Genomic DNA, 26,061 nt, shown 5'->3' with positions numbered 1-26,061 from the left:
CGCGTTGCTGGCGCCGGTTCAAGACGATGGAGACGCCGATGCTGGCGGTATGGGTCGATCAGCTGCTGGGTTTTGCCTCCGAGGCGCTCGCGGCAATCCGGCGGACAGAACGCTACCCGGATTTCATGATCTGGGTGCGCGCTGAAGGGGGAGACTACTTTGACGGCAGCGTGGCCACAGCGCAGGCCATTGCGCCGGAACTCTGGTCGCAAACGCCGCTGGAACGGCTGGCATTTGCCTGCGAACCGCTGGCCCCGCCGGAACGCAACGAGCCCTGCTGGTGCGACTCCGGGCGCAAGTACAAGCAATGCTGCGCGCAAGTGACGTTTCCCACGGATATTCCCGAACAGATGATGTGGATGCTGTCGCTGCGGGAGTGGAAGGGCGCGTCGCTGAAAGCAGCGCTGGCAAGCCGCGAAGCGCCGGCCCAGGCGCTGCTGGAAGCCGGACTGATTGCCGCCGAAAGCGGCCAGACCGGGCGCGCCATGCAGATACTCGAATCGCTGTTCGATCGCCGCGACTGGTCAACGCTGCCCGAGCAGGCGGAGCCGGCGTTCGAAATTCTGCTGGATCTCTTTCAGGACCGGGGCTTTACCCGCAAGCGGACCGGGCTGCTGGATGACGTGCTTGAGCGCGGGCCGGTGTTTCTGCGTGGCGTGGCGCTGGAGCGTCTCTGCCTGATGCACCTCGACAACGACGATCTGGACAGCGCCCGGGCGACGTTCATGCGGGCGCAGAAGGCGTTGCCGGACTCGCCCACCCTGGCTTACATCGAAGCCATGCTGCTGCTCCACGAGGGCCACGAAAGGGAAGCCCGGGCCCGGGCGAAGTTCTGGTACCGCCGGCTGGTGCGCCAGGGCGAGCTGGATGACGACCAGCTGGCGTTTCTCGCCGCGCTGGCCGACAACCCCGGCGCCACCCTGGCCGATCAGCTATTGAGCGCTGAAGAAGATCTGGCGACGCCGCTGATCGGGCTTCAGTCAGTGCTCGCCGGGCTGCCTGAAGCGCCCGCGTTGACCTTTCAGGCGGACGTGGACGAGCGCCATATTGCCTACCAGGAAAGCGCCCGCGAAGAGGCGCTGTTTGCCGACTGGCACAGAACCTTCAAGGTGCTGGTGGATACCGACGTTGCGCTGGGCTTTCGCGACGACCCCTGGGCCAATGCGATCGAATGGATGTCCGAACTCTGTGGGCATCCCGAATGGCTGGATTCGCCCCAGGTGGTGCAGGACCTGACGCTGGCGCTGACCAGCCGCTTTGGCAGCCTGCCGTGGATGGCGCCCAGCCTGCTGGAGCCGTTGGCGCGGCGGCTGTCGCGCTGGCTCGACCAGGCGCGGGCCGCGGGTCAGGGCAGCCTCTGCTGGGATGACGCCGATAACGCCTACCTGCTCCGCACCGGTCTGGCGCTGGTAGTGGGCATGGAGCGGGGCGCCCGGGAACATTCCCGCCGCCTGGCCGAGCAGCTGTTGGCGATCAACTGCGAGGACCGTCTGGGGCTGCGCGAGCTGGTGCTCGACCAGCTGCTGCGCGACGAGCGCAACCGCGATGCGCTGGCACTGGCGGAAACCGCCGAGGACGACGGCTCGCTATGGCTCAATATCCTCTTCGGGCGCACCCTGGCCCTTTACCGCTTGCAGCACTGGAACCAGGCCGAGTCTGCGCTAGCCGAGGTCAAGCGCCACAATCGCTACGCGCTGGAGATGCTCTGTGCCGAAAGCCCGCGCGCGGCGATGCCCGGCCAGGATGGGCAGATTGAGCCGGGGACCCGCGCCGAGGCCTGGCAGTATCGCACGCTGATGCGTGACCAGTGGCGCACCACCCCCGGCGCGCTGGACTGGCTCAGCCATCGCCGCCGGGCAGCGGCCGACCGGGCATATCGCGATTGACCCAGACAGCCAGCAGCACCGCGGGAAGGCCCAGCAGCGACGCCAGAGTAAAGAAGGTGGCGTAGCTTTGGGCATCCACCACCAGGCCGCCGAAGCCGCTCAAAAACTTGCCCGGTAGCGTCATCAGCGAGGAAAACAGCGCGTACTGGGTCGCGGTGTAGGCCCGTGAGGTCAGGCTCGACAGAAACGCGATGAACACCGCGCTGGCAAGGCCGTTGGCCAGGTTATCGCCGACGATGGTGACCACCAGCATGGGTAGCCGGTCGCCCATCAGCGCCAGAGCGACAAACAGCAGGTTGGTGAGCATGGTCGCGAGCGCCCCGACGATCAGCATCCGGCCGATGCCGTAGCGCACTACCAGCAGCCCGCCGAGAATCCCGCCGCCGATACTCATGGCAATGCCGAAAATGTTGGTCACGTTGGCGATGGTGGAGAGCGAAAAGCCCAGGTCAATGTACAGAGGGTTGGCCATCGAGGCCATGGCCAGATCGCTGATGCGGAACACCGCGACAAACGCCAATAGCGCCAGCGCTTTCATGCCGTGGCGAACAAAAAAATCGGTGAACGGGCACACCAGCGCGCCGATGACCCAGGCAACGATATGGCGGCGAATCCGCGACTGGTGCCGGCTGTTGCGCAGATAGGTGCGTACTCGGGGCTCCAGCACCGGCTTGTGGTTGTGGTTCAGCCGCTGAGGCTCCGGGCGCAGCAGCACCGTCATCATGCCCACGCCAACCAGCGCCGCCATGGCCAGATAGGCGGCAGGCCAGGACACCGCCGAGGCGATATACAGCGCCCCGGCACCGGCGGCCAGCAGCCCGCCGCGATAGCCGATGATGTAGGTCGAGGCCATGGCGGCCTGGATATCGTCATCGGCCGATTCGATGCGAAACGCATCGATGGCGATATCCTGGGTCGCCGAGCCAAAGGCCACCAGCAGCGCAAAGCCCGCGACCCAGCCCAGGTGGCCGATCGGTGGCGTCATGGCCAGCCCCGCCAGCCCGGTGGCGATCATCGCCTGGGCGAGCAGCATCCAGCTGCGCCGCTGCCCCAGGGCGGCGCTCAGCAGCGGTAGCCGGATACGGTCCACCACCGGTGCCCAGAAGAACTTGATGGAATACAGAATACCGATCCAGGCGAAGAACCCGATGGCCGCCACTTCCACATCCGCGCTGCGCAGCCACGCCGACAGGGTGGAGAACACCAGCAAGAACGGCAGACCGGCCGAGAACCCCAGAAACAGCATGGTGATGACCGGAGCGCGCAGGTAAACCGCCAGTGAGGCTCGCCAGCTATGCTGTGCCGCGGGGGTGGGCATGGGACCGTCTCCTGACATCGGGTAAAGCGGTAAAATACGCCAGCATCGTCAGCTGTTAAACTGCCGTGCCCGAAAAAGGCGCAACAGGCGTCGCACAGCCTACCGGAGAGGAGTTTTGTATGTCGATTGCCGCACACCGGGTCGTGACCCTGCACTATGTACTGGTTGACGTGACCGAGGGCGCTGACCGCGCCACGGTGCTGGACGATTCTGCCGCGCGGGAACAGCCGCTGGAGTACCTGCATGGCCACGACAACATCGTGCCCGGCCTTGAACACGCGCTGGAAGGCCGCGCCGAAGGCGCCGAACTCAGCGTGACCCTGATGCCGGCGGAAGCCTACGGCCTGCGCGACGAGGCGCTGGTACAGCAGGTGGGGCGCGATGCCTTCGGCGGCGTCGAGCTGTCTCCCGGCAGCCGCTTCCAGACCGAAGGCGAAGCCGGCCCGCAGATTGTCACCGTCGTCGATGTTGACGGCGACCAGGTTACCGTCGATACCAATCACCCGCTCGCCGGGCGCACCCTGCGCTACGATGTGCGGTTGTTGGGAGTGCGCGACGCCGGCCGCGCCGAGCTGGCCAAGGGGCATCCGCTGGCGTCGGACGTGGATGCGTCCAGCGTGGAAGATCGCAAGGTGCTGTAGATCGGGCCGAACTCCCACAAGCCTGTGATGAAACGGCCACCGAGCCCGCCCGCGATAAAGCGGCTCGCGATAAAGTGGCCCGAGAAATAGCGCACAGGCGTAAACATGACGTGGATCAAATGGCCTGGCCACAAGGCGCCCGTGGTTTCCGGGAGTTGATCCACATCAGGTTTCAGGTGCCGCTTCCTGCCTAGGATGGCCGCAACACATTACGGCAGGAGCGCACGGCTATGTATTTCGACGACGCAGTGATTTTCGGTCTGGTGACTGTCGGCATGATGATCACCTTCATGGTCGGCTGGGTCATGTTTATTGTCCGCGACCATCGCCGCAAGAAGTAGTTGCCGCAGTAAATCGTCGCGGCAATCCGCCAGCGGGCTATTCCGCACTATTTCTGCACTACTTCCGCACTACTTCCGCACTACCAGGGACGTTTTCATCAGGGACGGCATTAACAAGGATGGCTTTTTCAGGGACGGCATTAACAAGGATGATTTTATCAGGGGCGGTTTGATCAAGGACGGTTTCAAGAATGCGCTAAAGACAGCGCCATAACGGCATTTTCCTCGAAGCGTTGCGGCCATGCCGCATCCAGGGGTACCAGTCGTCAGGGGAGGAGGTCAGTGTCTCAGGCAGTGGCTTCCAGTCGCCGGCTCTTCGGGGCCGGCTTTTTTTATCTGTACCAACAGCTTATGCCCCGGGTCTTCGCCCTTGTGTTAATGGCCACGGCGTCGCGCGCCCTCTAGTCTGGCGGCAGACCGGTCTTTCGGGGCCGGGGTTCCATTCAGCGCCCATTCCGGAGGCGATCCATGAGTCAGACGATTTTCGAGCAGGACCTTCCGCAAACGCCGGCCAACTATGTGCCGCTATCTCCGCTGACCTTCATCGAGCGCAGTGCTGCCGTCTATCCCGACTATCCCGCCGTGGTATACGGCGACATTCGACGCGACTGGGCCATGACCTGGGAGCGCTGTCGGCGGCTGGCATCGGCGCTGGAAAAGCGCGGGCTGCAAAAGGGCGATGCCGTAGCGGCGATGCTGCCCAATATTCCGGCCATGTTTGAGGCTCACTTCGGGGTGCCGCTAGCCGGGTGCGTGCTCAATACGCTCAATATCCGTCTGACCGCTACCGTTATTGCCTACATGCTCGAGCATAGCGAAGCCAAAGCGGTGCTGGTCGACCCCGAGTTTGCCGATGTCATGGAGCAGGCGCTGGCCATGCTGGACGACAAGCCGCTGGTGATCGACGTGGCGGATCTCGCCGCCATGCCGAGCGGCCGCCAAATTGGCGCGGTAGAGTACGAAGCGCTGCTCGACGAGGGCGATCCCGACTACGCCTACCGGCTGCCCGAAGACGAGTGGCAGGCCATTTCGCTCAACTATACGTCCGGCACAACGGGCAAGCCCAAGGGGGTAGTGTATCACCATCGCGGTGCCTATCTGAACGCGGTGAGCAACATCATGGAATGGGCCATGCCGCATCACCCGGTCTATCTCTGGACGCTGCCGATGTTTCACTGCAACGGCTGGTGTTTTCCCTGGACGCTGGCGGCCCGCGCCGGGGTCAGCGTCTGCCTCCGCCGGGTGGACCCGGGGCGGATCATGGAGCTGATCACCCGCGAGGGCGTAACCCACTTCAGCGGTGCCCCCATTGTGCTCAACGGGCTGGTCAATCTGCCCGACGAGCAGAAGCGCACCTTCGATCCGCCGGTTAAAGTCACCACGGCCGGGGCCGCGCCGCCGGCGTCGGTGATTGAAGGCGTTGAGCGCATGGGAATCGACGTGACCCACGTCTACGGCCTCACCGAGGTGTACGGACCGGTGACCGTCTGTGCCTGGCGCGACGCCTGGGACGAGCTGCCGGCCAATCAGCGCGCCCGGATCAAGGCGCGCCAGGGTGTTCGCTATCACATGCTGGAGGCGCTGTGCGTCGCCGATCCCGATACGCTGGAACCGGTGCCGAAGGATGGCGAAACGATCGGCGAGATCCTCATGCGCGGCAACAACGTGATGAAGGGCTATCTCAAGAACCGCGCGGCCACCGAGCAGGTGCTGGCAGGGGGCTGGTATCACACCGGTGACCTGGCCGCTTGGCATGCCGATGGCTATATCGAGATCAAGGATCGCTCCAAGGACATCATCATCTCCGGCGGGGAGAACATTTCCACCATTGAGGTGGAAGACACGATCTACTCTCACCCGGGGGTGGAAGAAGTGGCGGTGGTCGCCAAACCCGATGAAAAGTGGGGAGAAACACCCTGCGCCTTCATCAAGCTGAAAAGCGGCCACGAAGATGTCAGCGAGCAGGACATTATCGACCATTGCCGCGAGCACATGGCGCGTTTCAACGTCCCCAGAACGGTGCGCTTTACCGAGCTGCCCAAGACCTCAACGGGCAAGATCCAGAAGTTCATCCTGCGCGAAGAGGCGCGCAAGGCGTAACGTCACGCCGGCCGGCTCCGGTAGCCGGTCATGCCCGGTACTTTCTCGGAAACCCTGCCGGGCACTTTCCCAAGCACTTTCCACGGAAGCCTGCCGGGCATTTTCCCAAGCACTTTCCCCGGAAACCCTGCCGGGCACTTTCCCAAGCACTTTCCCCGGAAACCCTGCCGGGTACTTTCCCGGAAACTCTGCCCGGCACTTTCCCTGAAACCCTGCCGGGCATTGGGGCTGCACCGGCGTTAATCCTCGCGTTAATGCCAGTGCTGCTGCCATGCCGCCATCACCCGCTCGGGGTATCGAGTGTCGTCGACATCGCCGTGATAGCGCGCCAGCGCTCGGGTGAAGTCGCCGTTTTCCTGTTCCAGGTAGTGCGCGAGCACGGTGCAGCCGTAGCGCAGGTTGCGCTCGGGTGTCTTGAGGTTATCGGCGGCCAGCCCCAGCTCGCTGATCCAGAACGGCATGATCTGCATTAGCCCGACCGCGCCGGCCGACGAGACCGCATCGGCCTGGAAGTGGCTTTCCACCTCAATCAGCGCCAGCACCAGCGACGGTGGCAGGCCGGCCAGTCGTGCTTCGTGGTAGACGCGCCGCAGCAGGCGTTCGCGTGCGGCGGCATCCGGCATGTAGCTGGCCAGCTGCGGCGCCATGGCCGTTTGAAACGCCCGGGCCTCGTTCAGCTGCCCGGGAGTTGTCTGCTCGGCGTTGAGGGTGGGCTCCAGGCTATCGGCCGCCGCGGGAGTCGCCGCCAGGCTCAGGACGATAGCCGGGGCGACAACCGGAGCAATAACCCGGTCAATAAAGAGCGCGCCATGCGGTTTTGCTGCCCTGGCTGCTGTCAGACGCCGGCGCGTCTTAGGCCATGCGGTTGCGCAGAAAATCCACGATCTCCCCGGCCGGTGTCATGGTTACCTCGGTATCCCGGCGGCCCTTGTATTCCAGCTCGCCGTTGTCCAGCCCGCGGTCGCCGATGACGACGCGATGGGGAATGCCCATCAGCTCCAGGTCGGCAAACTTGACCCCCGGGCGGGTATCGCGGTCGTCCAGCAGCACGTCGAATCCAGCTGCTTGCAGGGTCTGATACAGGTTCTCGGCTTCTTCGCGTACGCGCTGGGACTTGTGTGCGTTCATCGGCACCAGCGCGACCTGGAAGGGGGCGATGGCGTCGGGCCAGATAATGCCGGCGTCGTCGTGGTTCTGCTCGATGGCGGCGGCGACGACACGGGTCACGCCGATGCCGTAGCAGCCCATCCAGGGGTGGCTGGTTTTGCCGTTTTCGCCCAGGACCGTGGCGTTCATGGCCTCGGAGTATTTTTGTCCCAGCTGGAAGACGTGGCCGACTTCGATGCCGCGTTTGATCGCCAGCGTGCCCTGGCCGTCCGGCGAGGGGTCACCTTCCACCACGTTGCGCAGGTCGGCGACGTCGGGCAGGGCGGCGTCGCGCTCCCAGTTGATACCGAAATAGTGCTTGCCTTCCACGTTGGCGCCGGCGGCAAAGTCGCTCATCAGCGCCACGCTGCGGTCGATAACGATCGGCATGTTGAGCTCTACCGGCCCCAGCGAGCCGGGGCCGGCGCCTACCGCCGCGCGGATGGCTTCTTCGCTGGCCATGACCAGGGGAGCGGCGACGCCAGGCAGATTTTCCGCCTTGACGTCGTTGAGCGTGTGGTCGCCGCGAATGATCAGCGCCACCAGGCCGCCTTCAGAGCCCTCTACCATGAGGGTTTTCACGGTCTTTTCCACGGGTAGCTCAAACTGCTCGACCAGCTGCGCGATGGTGGTGGCGTCCGGGGTATCCACCCGGCGCAGTTCCTCGGCCGGTGCGTCGCGGTTGGCGTCGCTGCCTTTGGGCGCGGCCAGCGCTTCGGCCTTTTCCATGTTGGCGGCGTAGTCGGATTGGGTGGAGAAAACGATATCGTCTTCGCCGGAATCCGCCAGCACATGAAACTCGTGGGAGCCGGTGCCGCCGATGGAGCCGTTGTCGGCAATCACCGGCCGGAAGTCGAGCCCCAGCCGGGTAAAGATGCGGGTGTAGGCATCGTACATGCCCTGGTAGCTGGCCTTGAGCGAGGCCTCGTCGAGGTGGAAGGAGTAGGCGTCCTTCATCACGAATTCCCGGGCGCGCATCACGCCAAAGCGCGGGCGAATCTCGTCGCGGAACTTGGTCTGAATCTGGTAGAAGTTCATCGGCAGCTGTTTGTAGCTGGCGATTTCCTTGCGGATCAGATCGGTAATCACTTCCTCGTGGGTGGGGCCAACGCAATAGTCGCGCTCATGACGGTCCTTGAGCCGCAGCAGCTCGGGGCCGTATTCGTCCCATCGGCCGGACTCCTGCCACAGCTCGGCAGGTTGAACCGCTGGCATCAGCACTTCCTGAGCGCCGGCGCGATCCATTTCCTCGCGTACCACGTTTTCCACCTTGCGCAGGGTTTTCAGCCCCAGCGGCAGCCAGGTATACAGGCCCGAGGTGAGCCGGCGAACCATGCCCGAGCGCAGCATCAGCTGGTGGCTGATGACCTCGGCATCGGCGGGGGTTTGTTTCAGGGTAGCAATCAATAGCTGGCTGGCGCGCATGGGGAGGTCAATTCCTTTGGCTGGCAACGGTGAACAGAACGCCTGAATCAGGCACTGCCGGCAGGTGAGGGCAGCGTGAAATGCCGACATTGTACGGTGAAGCGTAAAAAGCGGCAAAAAAACCGCCGCGATCATGGCAGCATCAAGCTGAGGCCATGAAAGCGACGGGGTCATCGCTGATTACGCTGCTTATTCCCCACTGCCATAGCGGGGCAAACGCCGCCGGGTGATTGGCGGTATAGCCGACGACTTCGTAGCCCGCCAGGCGCAGCGCGGTGAGTTGCTGGCGGGTGATGTAGCGCCAGTCCAGATGCACGCTGAACGCCTGGAGTTCAGCGCAGTGGCGTTGCCAGCGACGCGGCAGACGCTTGAACAGCGCGCCCAGCGCCAGTTCCGCCGGCGGTGCCATCTCGCGCGCGACGTCGAGAGCCGGCCGGCTGAACGACGATATCACCCGCTGCTCGGCAGGCAGGGTGGCCAGCGTTTCGGGGATGACCCGGCGCGCCAGAGCCATCGGGTCGTGGCCCGGGTTGAGTTTCAGCTCCAGGTTGACGCCCATTTCCAGAGCGTTGAGCAGCGCCAGCATCTCGGTCAGCGTGGCCATGCGCTCGCCACGAAATCTTTCATTAAATCTGTCGCCGGACTCATCGCCAAACCTTTCTTCAAGCTTTTTGCCAAACCAGGCGCCGGCATCCAGTTGGGCGGCGCTTTCCCAATCGAGACGTGCAAGTCGGGCGGTGCCGTTGCTGCAGCGGCTGACGTCACGGTCATGCCAGATGACCGGCGTGCCGTCGCCCAGCAGCTGGACGTCGATTTCCACCCATTGAATGCCGGCGCGGTGGGCTTCGCGCACGGCGGCCAAGGTGTTTTCCGGCGCCCGAGCGCTATAGCCGCGATGCCCGATCAGCGTTGGCAGAGCGATGGCAGGGTGCGTTCGGGCGCTCATTCGACGTAGGCGCCCAGGCTTCGCATGCGCTGCTCAAAGCGGGTGACGTTATCCACCAGCGCCGCCGGCCCCTGCGCGACGCACTCCGCCAGGATGGCTTCGATCAGGGTAATCGCGGACAGAATCGAGGGGAAAAAGTGCGGCGTATCGCTGGCCAGGGTGAAAACCAGGTCGGCGCCCGGCACCAGCGGCGAGCGCATGGTATCGGTGACCACAATCGGCGTGACCCCGTGGGCGCGGATGATCTGCAAGGCGCGCAGGGTTTCGGCGCAGTAGGGCGTAAAGCCAAACACGATAGCGACATCCTGGTCGTCGAAGGCGTCCAGCTCGGTGAGCAGGCCGCCTTCCTGCCCGCGCACCAGGCTAATGCCGGGCATGGCAATGCGCCCGACGTAGGCAAAATGATAGGCGCAGGCAAAGGTATCGCGAAAGCCGATCACGGCAATGCGCCGCGCCGCCAACAGCTGCCGCGCGGCTGCTTCAACCCGGGCCTGATTATCCGCGCTGAACAGGTGGCCAATGTTGGCAAAGGCGGCATCGCCGACGTCGGTAAAAACCGGGCCGGAGTCCGTGGTGGCCTGGCGCTTGAGCCGGCTGGCACGCCCGGATAGTTCGCTGGAACCGACCTGCAGGGCTGACTGATACACCTGCCGAAAGCTTTCATGGCTGCCGAATCCCAGCTTTTTGACCAGGCGGACCAGCGTGGACGGCGTGACGCCGGCGGCAGCGGCGGTGCCGCGTACCGACTGGAAGGCGACCTCATCGCCGTGGTCGAGAATGTACCCGGCCGCTTTCCTGAGCTGGGGGCTCAGGGCGGGATACAGCTCGGCCAGATCCCGGGCGATGGCGTTGCGTTCTTCATCAGGTGACGGTTTACCGGAAGACAGGCCATCAGCAGGCCTATCATCGAGGGGCAGGTCATGGCGCATGGCCGCTATCCTTTATAGATTTATCAATACAGCTTGGCGTATATGGCATTACCGGGCGGAACAATTGTATTGAAAAATGCCGTAAAAGTAACGTCTGTATTGACTCGGGGCGGGCGCGCTAATAGGCTTTATATCGAAACGATTGTATCGAAGCGTCAATAAGCTGACACATTCGTGTTTACTCTCCGACGAGCCCAGGAACACCATGACAACGCCATCCTCCGATGCATCTTCCGACACAGTTCCCGACCGTGGCCAGAGTGGCGACGGGCATGCCGCCGCGCTGCCCGTTTACGACACCCTGGCCCTGCGCTGGCTGGCAGCCGCCGACGGCGTGCTGGAAATTCGCCTGAATCGGCCGCATCGCCTCAACGCGGTGACCGAACAGCTTTATGACGACCTGCAAAGCGCGCTGGCGTTGGCCCGGACAACAACCCGGGTACGCGCTTTGGTGCTGACCGGCGAAGGTCGCGCTTTCTGCGTCGGCGCCGACATGAAGGAGCATGGCGGTGCATCGCGGAGTACCTATGAGCGGCGTCTGTATCTGGAGCGCGGCAACGCCGCCTGCGAGGCGCTGTACCGGCTGCCCAAGCCGGTGATTGCTGCGGTGAACGGCTATGCGCTGGGCGCGGGGGCCGAGATGGCGGTGGCCTGCGATTTTATTCTGATGGCCGATGAGGCGCAGATCGGCTTCCCCGAAACGAGTATCGGCACCAGCGTGGGCGGGGGCGTGTCAAAAATCCTGCCGCAGATTGTGGGGCTCACCCAGGCACGTCGGCTGCTGTATACCGGCGAGCGAATCACCGGCGCCGAAGCGGCCCGGCTGCAGCTGGCGCTGCAAGCCTGCCCTGCGGAGCAGCTGCCGAACGAGGTGCAGGCGCTGGGCGAGCGGCTGGCGGCGCAGGCGCCGGTCTCGATGGCGATGCTCAAGCGGCTGGTCAATACCGGGGCCGCGAACGATCTCGACGGTCATTTGCAGCAGGAGCTGGACGCCGTCTTTACCTGTTCCACCACGGCCGACTGGCAGGAGGGCGTGGTGGCGTTTGCGCAAAAACGCCGGCCCTGCTTCCAGGGCCGCTAGCAGCGACCCTGCCGTGACGTTGGGCAGCTTTCCGGCTGCCTTGCGTTTTGCTCCGCTTGTTCAACGCCGGCATCGCTGCGCTTATCGATCGCTCCGTTCATCGTTCGTTAGTTCATCGTTCGTTAGCTGATCGTTTGCAAAACTCCGAGATCGTCCCATCCAGGGATCGCTCAACTCGGAGAGCGCTTAATTCCCCCCGACAGGTTCAGGTTTGTCATGTCTATCCAAGAGAGTCACCTTCCCCGGCAAAGTCCGCTGCATGCGGTGCTGGCCCCCGATAGCGTCGCGGTTATCGGCGCTTCCAACGACCCTACCAAACGCGGCTACAAGGCCATGCTGGGGCTGGTGCAGGGCGGCTATGGCGGCAACGTCTACCCCGTGAACCCCAAAGCCGACTCGGTACTCGGCGTCAGCGCCTGGCCGACGCTGGAGGCGCTACCCCAAGCGCCGGCGCTGGCGCTGATTTGCACGCCTGCGGCCACGGTACCCGGCCTGCTCGACGAGTGCGGTCGGCGCGGCGTCAAGGGGGCGATCATTCTGGCCAGCGGTTTTGGTGAAACCGGCCCCCGGGGCGCGCAGCTGGAAGCCGAGATGCTACAGCGTGCCCAGGTCGGCGGCGTGCGCCTGATCGGTCCCAACACGTCGGGGATTTTCAACCTGCATCACCGGCTTAACCTGCTGGCGCTGGATCATCTGAAAGCCGGCGATATCGGCGTGGTTTCGCAGTCGGGCAACATGCTGCTGTCGCTGGCGCTGGAGGCCGAGCATCACGGCGAGGTGGGCTTCAGCACCTACGTCGGGCCGGGCAACCAGAGTGATCTGGGCTTCAACGACTATCTGCGCTATCTGGGCGAGGACCCGCATACCCGGGTGGCTACGCTGTACGTGGAAGGCTTCCGCGATGGCCGGGCGTTTTTGCAAACGGCTCGTGAGGTCAGCGCGGTGAAGCCGGTGGTGGTCTACAAATCGGGCTCCACGGTGCAGGGGCAGCAGTCGGCCAGCTCGCATACCGGCGCTCTGGCCGGCAGCTACGGCATGACCGTGGACCTGCTGCGCCAGGCCGGGGTCAACGTGGTGCAGTATTCCGATGACATTCTGCCCGTGGCGGAAGGGCTGGGGCAGCGTCAGCAGGCGCCGGGCAAGCGCGTGGCGGTGATCGCCGACGGCGGTGGCCAGGCGACGATTGCCGCCGACCGGCTGACCGAGGCGGGGCTGTTGTTGGCCACGCTGGCAGACAGCACGCGTGAGCGTCTGGCCGAGGTGCTGTTTCCCCAGGCGTCGACCGTCAACCCGGTGGATGTTGCCGGCTCCAGCGATGCCGAACCGTCGTTGCTGGCTACCTGCATGGCGATCGTGGCCGACGACCCGGGCGTTGACAGCGTGCTGCTGGTGGGCATGTTCGGGGGCTACAGCCAGCGTTTTGCCGAATCGCTGACCGGTGATGAAATGCGCGGCGCCGAGGCCATGGTCGAACTCGCCGGCGCCACGGCAGCGCCGGTGGTCGTCTACAGCCTCTACGCAGCGGTCAAGCCGCCGGCCCTCAGGCGCCTGCGTGAAACCGGTGTGCCAGTCCATACTTCGATCGAAAATGCCGTGAAAGTGCTGGTTGAGCTAAGCGCACGCGGGGACTATCTGGCCCACGCGGCGTCTGCCGACGATCAGGCGACGCCTGGTAAAGACCGTTTTGAAAACAGAACACAGCCGGCCGCACCCGGCGCCGAGGGGCAGGCGCTGATTCGCCATGCCCGGCAGCAGGGGCGCGATCTGCTCGAACCCGAGGCCAAGGCGCTGCTGGCGGAGCGCGGCATCGGCGTATTGACGGAGCGCGTTGTCAGCTCTGCCGAGGCACTGAGCGAGGCCGCTGGTGACCTTGCCGACACGCCTGTGGCGATGAAAGTGGTCAGCCCCGATATTCTGCACAAGTCCGATGCCGGCGGGGTAGCGCTTGATGTGGTCGGTGAGGCGGCCATGAGCGCGGCGTATGACGATATCATGCGCTCGGCGCGTCGCTACGACTCTAACGCCCGCATCGACGGCGTGCTGGTAACGCCCATGGCCCCCAAAGGCGTCGAAGTGATTATCGGCCTGATGCGCGATCCGACCTTTGGGCCGGTGATCATGTTCGGCCTCGGGGGCGTTCTGGTTGAGGTGCTGGAAGACGTGGCGTTTCGTGCCGTGCCGTTGAGCCGTCACGATGCCGTCACCATGATCGAGCAGCTCAAGGCGGCCAAAGTGCTGGACGGCGTACGCGGCGCGGCCGGCGTGGATAAGGAAGCGCTGGTATCATTGCTGCTGGAGGTATCGACGTTGATGGAGGCCTATCCGGACATCGCCGAGCTGGATCTGAACCCCGTGATTGCCTACCCCGACGGCTATGCCGTGGTAGATGCCCGTATTCTTTTGCACCGCGACTCTTTGGATACTGACTCTTTTGATAACGACTCTTTGCACAGCGACTCGGAGCCTGAAGCATGACCGATACTCACGCCAACGCCTGCCATAATCCGGATAATATACCGTTACCTTCGCTCACCGATGCGACGCTGATGCTGAAAGAGCGCATTGCCACGCTGACGCTCGACCGCCACGATGTGCGCAACGCCCTCACCGGCACCGCGCTGGTGGATGACATCATTGCCGTGACCGAGTGGATCAACCGCTGCGAGGCCGTCTCGGTGCTGGTGATCACCGGCGCCGGATCGACGTTTTCCGCCGGGGGCAACGTCAAGGACATGGCCGAACGCAGCGGTGACTTTGCCGGCGATGTGGCCGAAGTGGCCGACCGCTATCGGCAGGGCATTCAGCGCATGCCGCTGGCGCTGGAAGCGGTGGAAGTGCCGGTCATTGCCGCGGTCAACGGGGCGGCTATCGGCGCCGGATTCGATCTGGCCAACATGGCCGATATGCGTATCGCCTCGTCCCGGGCCAAATTCGGCGAGACTTTCCTGAACCTGGGGATCATTCCCGGTGATGGCGGCGCCTGGCTGATGCAGCGACAGATCGGCTATCAGCGTGCCTTCGAGCTGACGCTTTCCGGCCGGGTGATCGATGCCGACGAAGCCCGTGAATACGGTATTGTGCTCGAAGTGGCCGACCCCGAGGCGCTGATGGACGCCGCCATGACCCATGCTCGGCGCATTGCCGCCCAGCCGCCCAAAGCGACCCGGCTGACCAAGCGCCTGATGAAGCAGGCCGGCTCCATGGAGCTGAAGCCGTTTCTCGATCTTTGCGCGGTGTTTCAGGGCATGTGCCATAACGAACCCGAGCACCTGGAAGCCGTGAACGCCATGCTCGACAAAATGGCCCGTCGCTGACGCGGTTTATACCCGCACGGCTTAGGGGTATCATCGGCGGCGATCATTAATCGGTACTGATAAGAGGTGCGCAGAATGGAAGGGGTCAAGCATATTATTGCCGTTGCCTCGGGCAAGGGAGGCGTAGGCAAATCCACGGTGACCGCCAATCTGGCGCTGGCGCTGTCCGCCGAAGGCTACCGGGTGGGCGTGCTGGATGCCGATATTTACGGTCCCAGCCAGGCGCAGATGCTCGGCGCTTCCGACCAGCGCCCGAAAACCAAGGGTGACAGCACGTTTTATCCCATCGAAGCCCACGGCATCCAGGCGATGTCCATGGCGTTTCTCGCCGACCCGCGCGAGCCCATGGTATGGCGCGGGCCCATGGTCGTAGGCGCTTTTCAGCAGCTGCTCAACCAGACGCTGTGGGATAATCTGGATTTTCTGCTGATCGATATGCCGCCGGGCACCGGCGACATTCAGCTGACGCTGTCGCAGAAAGTGCCGGTTTCCGGCGCGGTGATCGTCACCACGCCGCAGGATATCGCGCTGCTGGACGCGCGCAAGGGCATCGAGATGTTCGGCAAGGTCAACGTGCCGGTGCTGGGCGTGGTCGAGAACATGAGCCTCTACCACTGCGAAAAGTGCGGCCACGAAGCGCCGGTGTTCGGCGAGGGCGGCGGCGACAGCATCGCCGAGGAGTACGATACCCGGGTGCTGGGGCGCCTGCCGCTGAGTCTGTCGATTCGCGAGCTGGCCGATTCCGGCCGGCCGTCGGTGGTTTCCGAGCCGGATGGCAGCGTGAGCCAAACCTTTGCGCAGATGGCCCGCCAGGTCGCGGATTCTATGGATCAGGCAGCGGGTGACGGCCCGGCCATTTCGTTCAGTGAGTAAAGCCCGCCAGGTCGCTGGCCAGGCCGGTCGGGGCCCTTTTGAGACCCTTTTATGAGTATAAAATCAGATAAATGGATTCGCCGCATGGCGCAGCGCGAGGCGATGATCGAGCCGTTTGAATCGGAGCAGGTGCGCTACGTGAATAACCAGCGGGTTATTTCCTACGGCACCTCGAGCTATGGCTACGATGTTCGCTGTGCCGACGAATTCAAGGTGTTTACCAACATCCATTCGGCCGTGGTGGATCCCAAGGGCTTTGACGAAAAAAGCTTCGTCGACGTCAAGGACGATGTCTGCGTGATTCCCCCGAACTCCTTTGCGCTGGCGCGCACGGTGGAATACTTCCGCATACCGCGCAGCGTTCTGACCATGTGCCTGGGCAAATCGACCTATGCGCGCTGCGGTATCATCGTCAACGTCACGCCGCTGGAGCCGGAATGGGAAGGGCATGTGACGCTGGAGTTTTCCAACACCACCAACCTGCCGGCGCGGATCTACGCCAACGAGGGCGTGGCCCAGATGCTGTTTCTGGAGTCCGACGAAATCTGCGAAACCTCGTACAAGGATCGCGGCGGCAAATACATGGGCCAGCGCGGCGTAACCCTGCCGCGTACCTGATGCGTTCCGGCGCAGGCCGGGGTAGAGCCTAAAAACGGTCAGCAAACGGCGCACGGTATATTTACCGTGCGCCGTTTGTGTGACAAGGCGTTACTCTGCGGCGGTACCTTCATCGGTCAGGTCTTCGTCCAGCTCTTCGGCCGCATCGTCGTGGCTCAGGCGCATGCCGCAGGCGGGCAGTGTTGTGCCGTCCATCGCGGCGGCGCTGCCGGTATAGCGCAGCCGGCCTTCCAGAAACCAGCTGACGGCAATCGGCAGGATCAGATGCTCCCGGGCGTGAACCCTGTCTTTCAGCGTGCCCGGAGTGTCGTCGTCGGCGACGTTCAGTGCGGCCTGCATGACCACGGGGCCGCCGTCGAGCTCCTCGGTGACGAAATGGACGCTGCAGCCGTGTTCGGCCACGCCGTCGGCGAGCGCCCGGGCGTGCGTATGCAATCCCTGATAGGCGGGGAGCAGCGAAGGGTGGATGTTCAGCATCCGGCCGATAAAGCGCTGGACAAAACGCGGTGTCAGGATGCGCATAAAGCCGGCGAGTACGATCAGATCGGGCTCGTGGCGTTCGATAACCTTGATCAGCGCACCGTCGTAGGCATCGCGGCTGTCGTATTCGCGGTGGGGCAGCGCCACGGCGTCAATGCCGGCGTCGCGCGCGCGCTTGAGGCCGTAGGCGTCGGCTTCGTTGGACACCACCGCCACAATCTCCCCGCCGCCCAGGCGGTCGTGGGACTGCGCCTCGATCAGCGCCTGGAGGTTGCTGCCGCTGCCCGACACCAGTACCACGACGCGCGGCGGCGCAACGGCTTCGGCGTCAAAATCGTTCAGCGTGGCGTCGTCGCTCATGCCGGCGTGTCCCCTGCGCTTGAGTGGTTGAGTTCGGAATGGGTGAGTTCGCTTGAGTGAGTCAGCGTGACGCTGTCTTCGTCGTCTCCGCGGGTGTTGATCGAACCGATGCGATAGACGGTTTCGCCCCGGGCTTCCAGGTGCGTCCAGGCCTGCTCGACCTGGTCGGCGGGCACCACCAGTGCCATGCCGATGCCGCAGTTGAAGACGCGATGCATCTCGGTGTCATCGACGTTGCCGTGGCGCTGGAGCCAGTCGAATATCTCGGGGCGCTCCCAGCTGCCGGCGTCCAGGTGGGCGGCCAAGTGCTCGGGGAGTATGCGCGGCAGGTTTTCCAGCAGGCCGCCACCGGTAATATGCGAGAGCGCATGGACATCGGTGTCGCTGTGATGCATCAGCGACAGCAGCGGCTTGACGTAAATCCGCGTGGGCGCCATGAGCGCATCGCCCAGGGTGGTATCGCCGACGGTGGTTTCCAGCGAGGCGTCGCTCACATCCAGAACCCTGCGGATCAGCGAATAGCCGTTGGAGTGGGGGCCGGACGACGCCAGCCCGAGAATGACGTCGCCGTCGCCGACTCGGCTGCCGTCGAGGATCGCCGACTTTTCCGCGACACCGACACAAAAGCCTGCCAGGTCGTAGTCGTTGCCGCTGTACATGCCGGGCATTTCGGCGGTCTCGCCACCTACCAGCGCGCAGCCGGCCTGGCGGCAGCCTTCGCCGATTCCCGTGACCACGTCGGCGGCGATATCCACGTTGAGCCGGCCCGTGGCATAGTAGTCGAGAAACTGCAGCGGCTCGGCGCCGATGACCAGCAGATCGTTGACGCACATGGCCACCAGATCAATGCCGATGGTGTCATGGCGGTCAAGCTCCATGGCGACCCGCAGCTTGGTGCCCACGCCGTCGGTGCCGGAGACCAGCACTGGCTCCCGGTAGCCGGCGGGCAGTTCGCACAGGGCGCCGAAACCGCCCAGCCCGCCCATGACTTCGGGGCGCGAGGTGCTTTGGGCGACGTGTTTGATGCGGTCCACCAGCGCGTTGCCGGCGTCAATATCCACGCCGGCATCCTTGTAGCTCAGCGAGGCGGGAGCCGATGAGGCAGAAGATGTCTCGTTCATGGCAGGTCCTGTAAGGCGGTATCATAAAGGCTGGCCGCGCTGTGCGGGCAGTGCCGGTGCGATAACGACGAGATTGTAACACCCGGCGAAACGGATGGCATTGCGCGGCCGGCAGAGACAACCAGGGAGACAACAAGAGTGCGATATTCGTGGTGGTGGCTGATTCCGCTGGGTGCGGTGGCCGTGATTCTGCATCTGCTGCATGCCGTGCTGATGCCGTTTATTGCCGGACTGATTCTGGCCTATGTCGCCAATCCGTTGACCTACCGTTTCGAGCGGCTGGGCATGCGCCGGCCGCTGGCGGTGAGCAGTGTCTTTCTGGTGCTGCTGGTGATTCTGGCGTTGAGCCTGCTGGTGCTGGTGCCGCTGATTGTGCAGCAGATCAAGCAGCTGAGCGAAGCCGTGCCGGCGATTCTTGACTGGGTCGAAGGCGCGCTGACGCCCCGCCTGCAGGAATGGGTCGGCTATGACCTGAGCACCGAGCTGGCCGGGCTCAAGGAGGTGTTCGCCGATAACTGGCGCGATGCCGGCGGCTATCTGGCCAAGGCGCTAGGGCAGATCGGGCGCTCGGGCATGGTGCTGATGTCGTGGATTACCTATGTGTCGCTGATCCCGGTGGTGACGTTTTATTTGCTGCTGGACTGGCAGCGGCTGATGGACAACGTCCTGGGGTTGGTTCCGCGGCCCTGGCTGGCCGATGTGATGCGCCTTGCCGAGCGTTGCAACGAGGTGCTGTCGGCCTTCCTGCGCGGCCAGCTGCTGGTCATGCTGTGCCTGGGCGGTATCTATGCGCTGGGGCTGAGTCTTCTGGGGCTGAATGTCGGGCTGGTGATTGGCGTAATCGCCGGCCTGGCGAGCATCGTGCCGTTTCTGGGCTTTATTGTGGGCATCAGCGTTGCCCTGGCCGTGGCGCTGTTTCAGATGGGCACGCTGTGGTCGATTATCGGCGTGATCGCGGTGTTCAGTATCGGCCAGGTCGTTGAAAGCGTGGTGCTACAGCCCAAACTACTGGGGGATCGGATCGGTTTGCACCCGGTCGCGGTAATTTTTGCCGTGCTGGCCGGCGGCAAGCTGTTCGGCTTCATGGGCGTGCTGCTGGCGCTGCCGGCCGCGGCGGTGGTCATGGTACTCTTGCGTGAGGGCCTTGAGCGGTATAAAAACAGTGCTCTGTACGATCAACGCCTTGAGCCGGATGGCTCGGAAAAGCGCGGCCGTGACGAAAGGGAGTCATCATGAATCAAGCGCCGGCACAGCTGCCGCTGGGCGTGGGACTGCGAGACGACGCCAGGTTCGGCAACTATTACCCCGACGCGCATAATGCCCCGCTGGTGGAGCAGCTGACTCGGCAGCTGACGCCCGACGGCGAGCCCTACCTGTATCTCTGGGGGCCACCGGGGACCGGCCGTAGCCATCTGTTGCAGGCGGCCTGCCACCAGGCGTCGGACTGCCAGGCGCGGGCGCTGTATCTGCCCCTGGCCGATCTGGGCCACTTCCCGCCGCTGATGCTGGAAGATATCGAGCGGCTGGACCTGGTGGCGATCGATGATCTCGAATACGTCATTGGGCGAAAGCGCTGGGAAGAGGGCCTGTTCCATGCCTTCAACCGGCTGCGCGATGCCGGCAAACGCCTGGTGATTGCGGCCAACGCGTCTCCCCGCCAGCTGCCGGTGTTGCTGCCGGATCTGGCCTCGCGGCTGACCTGGGGCATGACCTATCACGTTCGGCCGCTGGACGACGATGGCCGCATGGCAGCGCTGACGCTGCGCGCCGAAGCGCGCGGTATGGAGCTGCCGGATGAGGTGGCGCGCTTTATTCTGCATCGTGGACCGCGCCAGCTCAGCGAGCTGTGCCGTGCGCTCGACACCCTGGATCGGGCATCGCTGTCGGCCAAGCGCAAGCTGACCATTCCCTTCGTCAAGCAGGCCCTGGGCTGGTAACACCGCCAGGGGCCACCCCATCAATCTGAAGGAGAGCCGATATGTCGCGTCAATCTGCATCTGCCACGCGCACCGAGCGCGATAGCATGGGCGAGCTGGAAGTGCCGGAAACGGCGCTGTACGGCGCCCAGACCCAGCGTGCGATCAATAACTTTCCGGTATCGCAGCAGGCCATGCCGGCGGGGTTTATCCATGCCGTGGCGCGGATCAAGCGAGCGGCGGCGCACACCAATGAAAGCCTGGGCCTGCTGGATCCGGAGCGCTCCCGCGCCATTCAGCAGGCGGCGCAGGCGGTGATCGACGGTAAGCACGACGACCAGTTTCCCATCGATGTGTTTCAGACCGGCTCGGGCACGTCGAGCAACATGAACGTCAACGAGGTGATTGCGTATCTTGCCGGCGAGGAAGGCGTCGAGGTGCGCCCCAACGATCACGTCAACATGGGGCAGTCGAGCAACGACGTGGTGCCCACGGCAATCCACGTCTCGGCGGCGATTGCCGTTGAGCAGTCGCTGCGTCCGGCGCTGGTGGCGCTGCGCGGCAGCATTGCCCGGCGTGCCGAAGAGCTGGAGTCGGTGGTCAAGACCGGGCGCACCCACCTGATGGACGCCATGCCGCTGACGCTGGGCCAGGAGCTGGGCGGCTGGGTCAATCAGCTGGATCAGGCCATCGAGCGTATCGACAGCGCCATGAACCGCGTGCAGCGTCTGGCTCAGGGCGGCACCGCCGTGGGCACCGGTATCAACGCGCCGGAAGGCTTTGCCGAGCGCGTGGCCATTCACCTCAGCGACCAGACCGGGTTGTCGTTCCGTCCCAACGACAGCTTTTTTGCCAGCCTGTCGTCTCAGGACGCGGCGGTGGAGCTTTCCGGCCAGCTCAAGGGGCTGGCCTGCGTGATCATGAAGATCGGCAACGACCTCCGCTGGATGAATTCCGGGCCGCTGGCGGGGCTGGGCGAGATCGAGCTCGAGGCGCTGCAGCCGGGCAGTTCGATCATGCCGGGCAAGGTCAACCCGGTGCTGCCGGAATCCGCCGTGCAGACGGCCGCCCAGGTGATCGGGCTGGATACCGCGATTACCGTGGCCGGCCAGAGCGGCAACTTTCAGCTCAACGTCATGCTGCCGCTGGTGGTTACCAACCTGTTGACGTCGATCACGCTGATGACCAACACCGCGCGGCTGCTGGGCGAGCGCGTGATGCCGGCGTTCAAGGTGCGCGAAGACAGTCTCAAGGCGCCGCTGGAGCGCAATCCCATCCTGGTGACGGCGCTCAACAGCGTGATCGGCTATAACGCCGCGGCGCAGGTGGCCAAGAAGGCCTACCAGGCCGGCCGGCCGATTATCGACGTGGCCGAGGAGGAAACCGACCTTGACCGCGATACGCTTCAGCGCCTGCTGGACCCGAAAAAACTCACGGAAGGCGGCGTGCCCGAATAGCCGTGTCGGAATCGTGGCAAGCGTAGGCAAGACTCGTTGGTTTCCATCTATCAATCAACCGAGCGAGGCGCCAACAGGTCGGCGAGGGGACGCTATCAATCACTCCCTGGACGCTATCTACGCCATCCCTGGCGTGGAACCTCTCTTCGACCTGTCTCCGGCTCTTTCGGCATAGCCAACGGCGATATCCTGGAAAGGACTTGCATTTCAGGCGTGAAACCGTAGAATACGCACCCGTTGCCAGCCATGCGCGACAGCCCACAGGACCATAGCTCAGTTGGTTAGAGCGCCACGTTGACATCGTGGAGGTCGGCGGTTCAAATCCGCCTGGTCCTACCAGCGGTTTCGAGCGCAGGCTAACGGCAGCCGGCGATAACGCCACGATTATCAGGACCATAGCTCAGTTGGTTAGAGCGCCACGTTGACATCGTGGAGGTCGGCGGTTCAAATCCGCCTGGTCCTACCAGTTTGCTGGTCATAAAAACGCCCCGCAGGCCAAGGCTTGCGGGGCGTTTTTGTGTTTGGCGTTTCAGTGTTTGCTATAGCCTATCAGGAGCGGCATCGCCCATAGCCTATAAGGAGCTCAGGCGAGAAGGCTTTACTCCAATTTAATCCAATAACGGCGGTAGATCGGTAGCGGTCATGAAGGTGTCGACCAGCGCTTCGATGCCCGCCTGATCGTCGGCGTCGAAGCGGCCGGGCTCGGGGCTGTCCAGGTCCAGCACGCCCCAGAGCGTATCGTGGTGGACAATGGGCACCACCAGTTCCGAGCGCGAGTCGGCGTCGCAGGCAATATGGCTGGCAAGTGCGTTGACGTCGTCCACCCGCTGGGTTTGCCGCTCGCGGGCCGCAGCGCCGCACACGCCTTGGCTGAAGGGAATCGGGTGGCAGGCGGGCTTGCCCTGAAACGGCCCCAGGCACAAAAGCGCTTCCTCGCGCTGAAGATAAAGCCCCGCCCAGTTGAGCGCCGGCACCTGTTGGAAGAGGAACGCGCACAGCTGGGCGCTGTTGGTCAGCCAGTCACGAGTGTCCAGCAGGGCCGCCAGCTGACGGTTGAGCAGGGGGTAGTTTGTAGAATCGGTTTTGGAATTAGCCGGAGAATCGGCTGTAGAGTCGGCCGGAAAATCGGCTTTTTGAGATGTCATCATCAATGGCCTCTGGAAACGCAGCAGGCCGGCGTTTAGCCGGCCTGCGATACTGCGATGATAATAGGAAATCGCGATGATAATAGGTAGCTGGCCGGATAGGCGCTTATTCGGTCCAGCCGGCAACCGCAGAGCCTTCAAACAGTTCGTCGGCCTTTTCCACCACGGCTTCGCTCTGGTAGGCGTCAACCAGCTGGCGAATATCTTCGCGGTCCTCGTCGCCGCCGCGTACGGCGATCAGGTTGACGTAGGGCGATTCCGGGCCTTCGCGCACCAGGGCGTCGTCAAGGCTCAGGCCGGCCGGCTGGGCGAAGGTGTTGTTGATGAACGCCATGTCCACGTCGGGCAGCACGCGGGGCAGCTGGGCCGCTTCGATCTCGCGGAAGTTGTAGTCGTGGGGGTTGTCGGCAATGTCGATCGGCGTGGCTTCGAGGTTGTCCGGATCGTTGAGCTCGATCAGCCCCTTGTTGTGCATCAGGATCAGCGAACGGCCTTCATTGGACGGATCGTTGGGCAGAGCGATATCCGCACCGTCGGGCAGCGCCTCGATGGTGTCGTAGGCGTCCGAATAGGCGCCGATGGGGAAGACAAAGGTATAGCCGGCGATGGCAAAGTCGTAGCCGCGATCGTCGACCATGGACTGCATATAGGGCTCGTGCTGGAAGGCGTTGGCGTCGAGGCTGCCGTCGGCCAGCGCGGCGTTGGGCGTCACGTAGTCGGTAAACTCGACAATCTCGACGTCCAGGTCGTATTGCGCTTCGGCGATATCCACGGCGACCTGCATCACATCGGTTTCCGGGCCGGCCACGGTGCCCACTTTCAATGTATCGGCGTTGGCCACGTTAATGCCCAGCGCCAGGGCGGTGAGACTACCAATCACGAGTTTTTGCATGTTTTGTCTCCAGTCGGGGAAAAATACCGTTGAGCAATATTGCGGTAATAAAAAACGGTTGTCTAATGCTTTTTGGTTCTTTGTGTAGTGTGCCGCCAGCGGCCGCTATGCGCCGATGGATTATTTGCGGTCGCTTTTACGTACCAGGTAATCGCCAAGGCTTTGAAACCCCTGCACCATGATCACCAGAATCACCACGGTAATCAGCATGACGGTGGGGTTGAAGCGGTTGTAGCCGTAGCGTATGCCCAGGTCGCCGAGGCCGCCACCGCCCACCGCGCCGGCCATGGCCGAGTAGCTTACCAGCGTGACAACGGTGACGGTCAGCGCGGTGATAATGCCGCCGCGTGCCTCGGGAACCAGCACCCGGGAGACAATCTGCCAGGGGGTCGCGCCCATGGCCTGGGCCGATTCGATCAGCCCGGGCGAAATCTCGTTCAGCGAGCCTTCGACCAGCCGGGCGACAAACGGGATCGCGGCGATGGTCAGCGGCACCGAGGCGGCGTTGATGCCAATGGATGTGCCGATCAGCGCGCGCGTAAACGGAATAATCGCCACCATCAGGATGATAAACGGAACCGAGCGGCCGATATTGGTGAGAATGCTCACCAGCTGATGGGTTATCGGCATGGCCAGAATCTGCCCCGGCCGGGTCACGTAAAGCAGCACCCCCAGCGGCACGCCGAGAAGCGCCGCTATCAGCCCCGAAATCCCCACCATGTAGAAGGTTTCGAGCGTGGCTTGCCAGATAAGGTCAATCATCGCGCTGGACATGCCCCAGTACCTCCACTTGCAGTTCGTGTGATTCCAGATAGTGCATTGCCTGGCCGGTTTGCTCCGATGTGCCCATCAGCTCGGCAATCATGAGGCCCAGGGTACGCTGCTGAATGGCTTCGACCTTGGCCTGGAGGATGCTGACGTCAACGCCGCACTCCCGCGCCAGCTGCGAAATCAGTGGCGTGGCCACGGCGTCACCGGAAAACGTCAGCCGCACCACGGGGTGCGTATTGTCGCCGGGGCTATCCTCCAGCCGGCTGACCAGCTCGCGGGGCGGCTCGAGTTCGAGGAAGTCGTTGAGAAATTCGCGGCCCAGCCGGGTAGCGGGCGCGGTGAAAAAGTGCCCGACCTCGGCATCTTCCACCAGCTGTCCGTCGGATATCAGACTGACGCGATGGCAGATGGATTTGACCACCTCCATCTCGTGGGTAATCAGCAGGATGGTAATGCCCAGGTCGCGGTTGATCTCGCGCAGCAGCTCAAGAATGGAGCCGGTGGTTTGCGGGTCCAGCGCCGAGGTGGCCTCGTCGCACAGCAGTACCGCCGGTTCGCTGGCCAGTGCCCGGGCAATTGCCACGCGCTGTTTCTGCCCGCCGGATAGCTGGGCGGGGAACTGCTCGGCCTTGTCGTCGAGGCCCACCAGTTTCAGCAGCGGCGCCACGCGGTGCCTGATGGCGGCGCGCCGGTAGCCCATCAGCTCCAGCGGCAGGGCGACGTTGGCAAACACCGTGCGCGTGGTCAGCAGGTTAAAGTGCTGAAAGATCATGCCGATGCGATGGCGCGCGCGGTTGAGGGCCGAGCTGCTCAGCTGCGTCATGGCCTGATGATTGACGGTAACGCTGCCGGTAGTGGGGCGCTCCAGCAGGTTGACGCAGCGGATCAGGGTAGACTTGCCCGCCCCCGACAGGCCAATGACGCCGTGAATGCGGCCTTCGGGAATGTGCAGATCGACATCGCGCAGGGCGTGAACGGCGCCGCTGCCGCTGCCGTAGGTTTTACTGACGTTTTCAAGTGTGATCATGACGTCTGCTTTAGCCGGACCGGCACACCGCCCCTGGCGGTGTGCCGGCGAAATCGTGGTATGCCGAAGACGGACGGCGAGGGGCAAGCATAAGGAGGGCAGCAAAAAAAGGCCACCCTGAACGGGTGGCCACCAACGCTGGACACACCCTTTTAGCTGCACTTCACCGGATAAAACCGGTGGACGCCCGCAATCCGGGGGACAAATCGGCGTCTGGAATATTCATCAATGTCTGTTTCGTATAGTAAATAGCGCCTGCTGAAACTGTCAAATC

At 63.6% G+C, this 26,061-nt stretch carries 23 protein-coding genes and 2 tRNA genes; 14 read left to right on the top strand and 11 right to left on the bottom strand.

All coding sequences use genetic code 11. The features are described 5' to 3' along the window. Positions 1-38 precede the first annotated feature (38 nt). Positions 39-1,886, top strand: a complete 1,848-nt coding sequence (locus C793_RS0108550) for an SEC-C domain-containing protein (RefSeq protein ID WP_017430521.1) — start codon at positions 39-41, stop codon at positions 1,884-1,886. Here the strand turns inward: C793_RS0108550 and C793_RS0108545 are convergent. After that, positions 1,840-3,204 carry an AmpG family muropeptide MFS transporter gene (locus C793_RS0108545; RefSeq protein WP_017430520.1) on the bottom strand — a complete coding sequence of 455 codons (1,365 nt, stop codon included), beginning with the start codon at positions 3,202-3,204 and terminating at the stop codon, positions 1,840-1,842. The two genes, C793_RS0108550 and C793_RS0108545, sit on opposite strands and share 47 nt — an antisense overlap. A gap of 119 nt (positions 3,205-3,323) precedes the next feature. On the opposite strand from C793_RS0108545, the gene C793_RS0108540 reads away from it, so the two are divergent. The 3 genes from C793_RS0108540 (at position 3,324) to C793_RS0108530 (ending at position 6,286) form a co-directional block, all read left to right on the top strand. After that, positions 3,324-3,845 (top strand): FKBP-type peptidyl-prolyl cis-trans isomerase, encoded by a 522-nt coding sequence (locus tag C793_RS0108540; protein WP_017430519.1) that lies wholly within the window; start codon positions 3,324-3,326, stop codon positions 3,843-3,845. 230 nt (positions 3,846-4,075) lie between these two features. After that, positions 4,076-4,186, top strand: coding sequence for a cytochrome c oxidase subunit CcoM (gene ccoM / locus C793_RS14790; RefSeq protein WP_017430518.1), 111 nt, complete (start codon positions 4,076-4,078; stop codon positions 4,184-4,186). A gap of 468 nt (positions 4,187-4,654) precedes the next feature. Beyond that, complete coding sequence (locus tag C793_RS0108530) at positions 4,655-6,286, top strand: acyl-CoA synthetase (RefSeq protein ID WP_017430517.1); 1,632 nt, start codon at positions 4,655-4,657, stop codon at positions 6,284-6,286. 251 nt (positions 6,287-6,537) lie between these two features. Here C793_RS0108530 and C793_RS0108525 read toward each other — a convergent pair whose 3' ends face one another. The 4 genes from C793_RS0108525 to C793_RS0108510 form a co-directional block, all read right to left on the bottom strand. Further along, complete coding sequence (locus C793_RS0108525) at positions 6,538-6,933, bottom strand: transglycosylase SLT domain-containing protein (protein WP_017430516.1); 396 nt, start codon at positions 6,931-6,933, stop codon at positions 6,538-6,540. Between the two features lie 205 nt (positions 6,934-7,138). Further along, on the bottom strand, positions 7,139-8,857 hold the full coding sequence (locus tag C793_RS0108520) for a proline--tRNA ligase (RefSeq protein WP_017430515.1): 1,719 nt from the start codon (positions 8,855-8,857) through the stop codon (positions 7,139-7,141). Positions 8,858-8,999: 142 nt separating this feature from the next. Beyond that, positions 9,000-9,803, bottom strand: a complete 804-nt coding sequence (locus tag C793_RS0108515; RefSeq protein WP_017430514.1) for a glycerophosphodiester phosphodiesterase family protein — start codon at positions 9,801-9,803, stop codon at positions 9,000-9,002. Then, a complete protein-coding gene (locus C793_RS0108510) occupies positions 9,800-10,732 on the bottom strand; it encodes a MurR/RpiR family transcriptional regulator (RefSeq protein WP_017430513.1) in 933 nt (310 codons plus the stop codon). Before C793_RS0108510 ends, C793_RS0108515 begins: the two co-directional genes overlap by 4 nt. A gap of 205 nt (positions 10,733-10,937) precedes the next feature. Between C793_RS0108510 and C793_RS0108505 the strand changes: the two genes are divergently transcribed. The 5 genes from C793_RS0108505 (at position 10,938) to dcd (ending at position 16,618) form a co-directional block, all read left to right on the top strand. After that, complete coding sequence (locus tag C793_RS0108505; protein WP_017430512.1) at positions 10,938-11,813, top strand: enoyl-CoA hydratase/isomerase family protein; 876 nt, start codon at positions 10,938-10,940, stop codon at positions 11,811-11,813. 216 nt (positions 11,814-12,029) lie between these two features. Next, positions 12,030-14,288, top strand: a complete 2,259-nt coding sequence (locus tag C793_RS13705; RefSeq protein WP_040475395.1) for an acetate--CoA ligase family protein — start codon at positions 12,030-12,032, stop codon at positions 14,286-14,288. Continuing rightward, complete coding sequence (locus tag C793_RS0108495; RefSeq protein ID WP_017430510.1) at positions 14,285-15,127, top strand: enoyl-CoA hydratase-related protein; 843 nt, start codon at positions 14,285-14,287, stop codon at positions 15,125-15,127. The genes C793_RS13705 and C793_RS0108495 overlap by 4 nt, the downstream gene beginning before the upstream one ends. Before the next feature lie 75 nt (positions 15,128-15,202). After that, on the top strand, positions 15,203-16,000 hold the full coding sequence (gene apbC / locus C793_RS13700; protein ID WP_017430509.1) for an iron-sulfur cluster carrier protein ApbC: 798 nt from the start codon (positions 15,203-15,205) through the stop codon (positions 15,998-16,000). Positions 16,001-16,051: 51 nt separating this feature from the next. After that, positions 16,052-16,618 (top strand): dCTP deaminase, encoded by a 567-nt coding sequence (gene dcd / locus C793_RS0108485; RefSeq protein WP_017430508.1) that lies wholly within the window; start codon positions 16,052-16,054, stop codon positions 16,616-16,618. Between the two features lie 90 nt (positions 16,619-16,708). Here dcd and purN read toward each other — a convergent pair whose 3' ends face one another. Both purN and purM read right to left on the bottom strand, forming a co-directional pair. Further along, positions 16,709-17,458 carry a phosphoribosylglycinamide formyltransferase gene (purN, locus tag C793_RS0108480; RefSeq protein WP_017430507.1) on the bottom strand — a complete coding sequence of 250 codons (750 nt, stop codon included), beginning with the start codon at positions 17,456-17,458 and terminating at the stop codon, positions 16,709-16,711. After that, complete coding sequence (gene purM, locus C793_RS13695) at positions 17,455-18,579, bottom strand: phosphoribosylformylglycinamidine cyclo-ligase (protein WP_017430506.1); 1,125 nt, start codon at positions 18,577-18,579, stop codon at positions 17,455-17,457. Before purM ends, purN begins: the two co-directional genes overlap by 4 nt. 138 nt (positions 18,580-18,717) lie before the next feature. Here purM and C793_RS0108470 point away from each other — a divergent pair, with 138 nt between their 5' ends. The 5 genes from C793_RS0108470 to C793_RS0108450 all read left to right on the top strand — a co-directional run bounded on the left by C793_RS0108470 (position 18,718) and on the right by C793_RS0108450 (position 22,418). Beyond that, the gene (locus C793_RS0108470) at positions 18,718-19,815 is read left to right on the top strand and encodes an AI-2E family transporter (protein WP_017430505.1); all 1,098 of its coding nucleotides are present in this window, start codon (positions 18,718-18,720) and stop codon (positions 19,813-19,815) included. Next, positions 19,812-20,516: a DnaA regulatory inactivator Hda gene (hda, locus tag C793_RS0108465; RefSeq protein WP_017430504.1), complete on the top strand. Its 705-nt coding sequence runs from the start codon at positions 19,812-19,814 to the stop codon at positions 20,514-20,516. The genes C793_RS0108470 and hda overlap by 4 nt, the downstream gene beginning before the upstream one ends. Positions 20,517-20,557: 41 nt before the next feature. Continuing rightward, positions 20,558-21,952 (top strand): class II fumarate hydratase, encoded by a 1,395-nt coding sequence (locus tag C793_RS0108460; protein ID WP_017430503.1) that lies wholly within the window; start codon positions 20,558-20,560, stop codon positions 21,950-21,952. Positions 21,953-22,214: 262 nt separating this feature from the next. Then, a tRNA-Val gene (locus tag C793_RS0108455) sits at positions 22,215-22,291 on the top strand. A 50-nt stretch (positions 22,292-22,341) separates the two neighbouring features. After that, a tRNA-Val gene (locus tag C793_RS0108450) sits at positions 22,342-22,418 on the top strand. Between the two features lie 142 nt (positions 22,419-22,560). Here C793_RS0108450 and msrC read toward each other — a convergent pair. From msrC to C793_RS0108430, 4 genes are all read right to left on the bottom strand, one after another. Then, on the bottom strand, positions 22,561-23,100 hold the full coding sequence (msrC, locus tag C793_RS0108445) for a free L-methionine (R)-S-oxide reductase MsrC (protein ID WP_017430502.1): 540 nt from the start codon (positions 23,098-23,100) through the stop codon (positions 22,561-22,563). Positions 23,101-23,203: 103 nt separating this feature from the next. Continuing rightward, entirely contained in the window at positions 23,204-23,989 is a 786-nt protein-coding gene (locus tag C793_RS0108440) for a MetQ/NlpA family ABC transporter substrate-binding protein (RefSeq protein WP_017430501.1), read from the bottom strand. 120 nt (positions 23,990-24,109) lie between these two features. Continuing rightward, a complete protein-coding gene (locus C793_RS0108435; RefSeq protein ID WP_017430500.1) occupies positions 24,110-24,763 on the bottom strand; it encodes a methionine ABC transporter permease in 654 nt (217 codons plus the stop codon). After that, positions 24,744-25,787, bottom strand: coding sequence for a methionine ABC transporter ATP-binding protein (locus C793_RS0108430; RefSeq protein ID WP_017430499.1), 1,044 nt, complete (start codon positions 25,785-25,787; stop codon positions 24,744-24,746). Before C793_RS0108430 ends, C793_RS0108435 begins: the two co-directional genes overlap by 20 nt. Positions 25,788-26,061: the final 274 nt, after the last annotated feature.

Origin of the sequence: Vreelandella jeotgali Hwa, from assembly GCF_000334215.1 — a bacterium.
Classification (GTDB): Bacteria; Pseudomonadota; Gammaproteobacteria; order Pseudomonadales; family Halomonadaceae; genus Vreelandella; species Vreelandella jeotgali.
The sequence above is the reverse complement of the archived record's forward strand: the minus strand, read 5'-3'. Positions and strand labels throughout refer to the sequence as shown.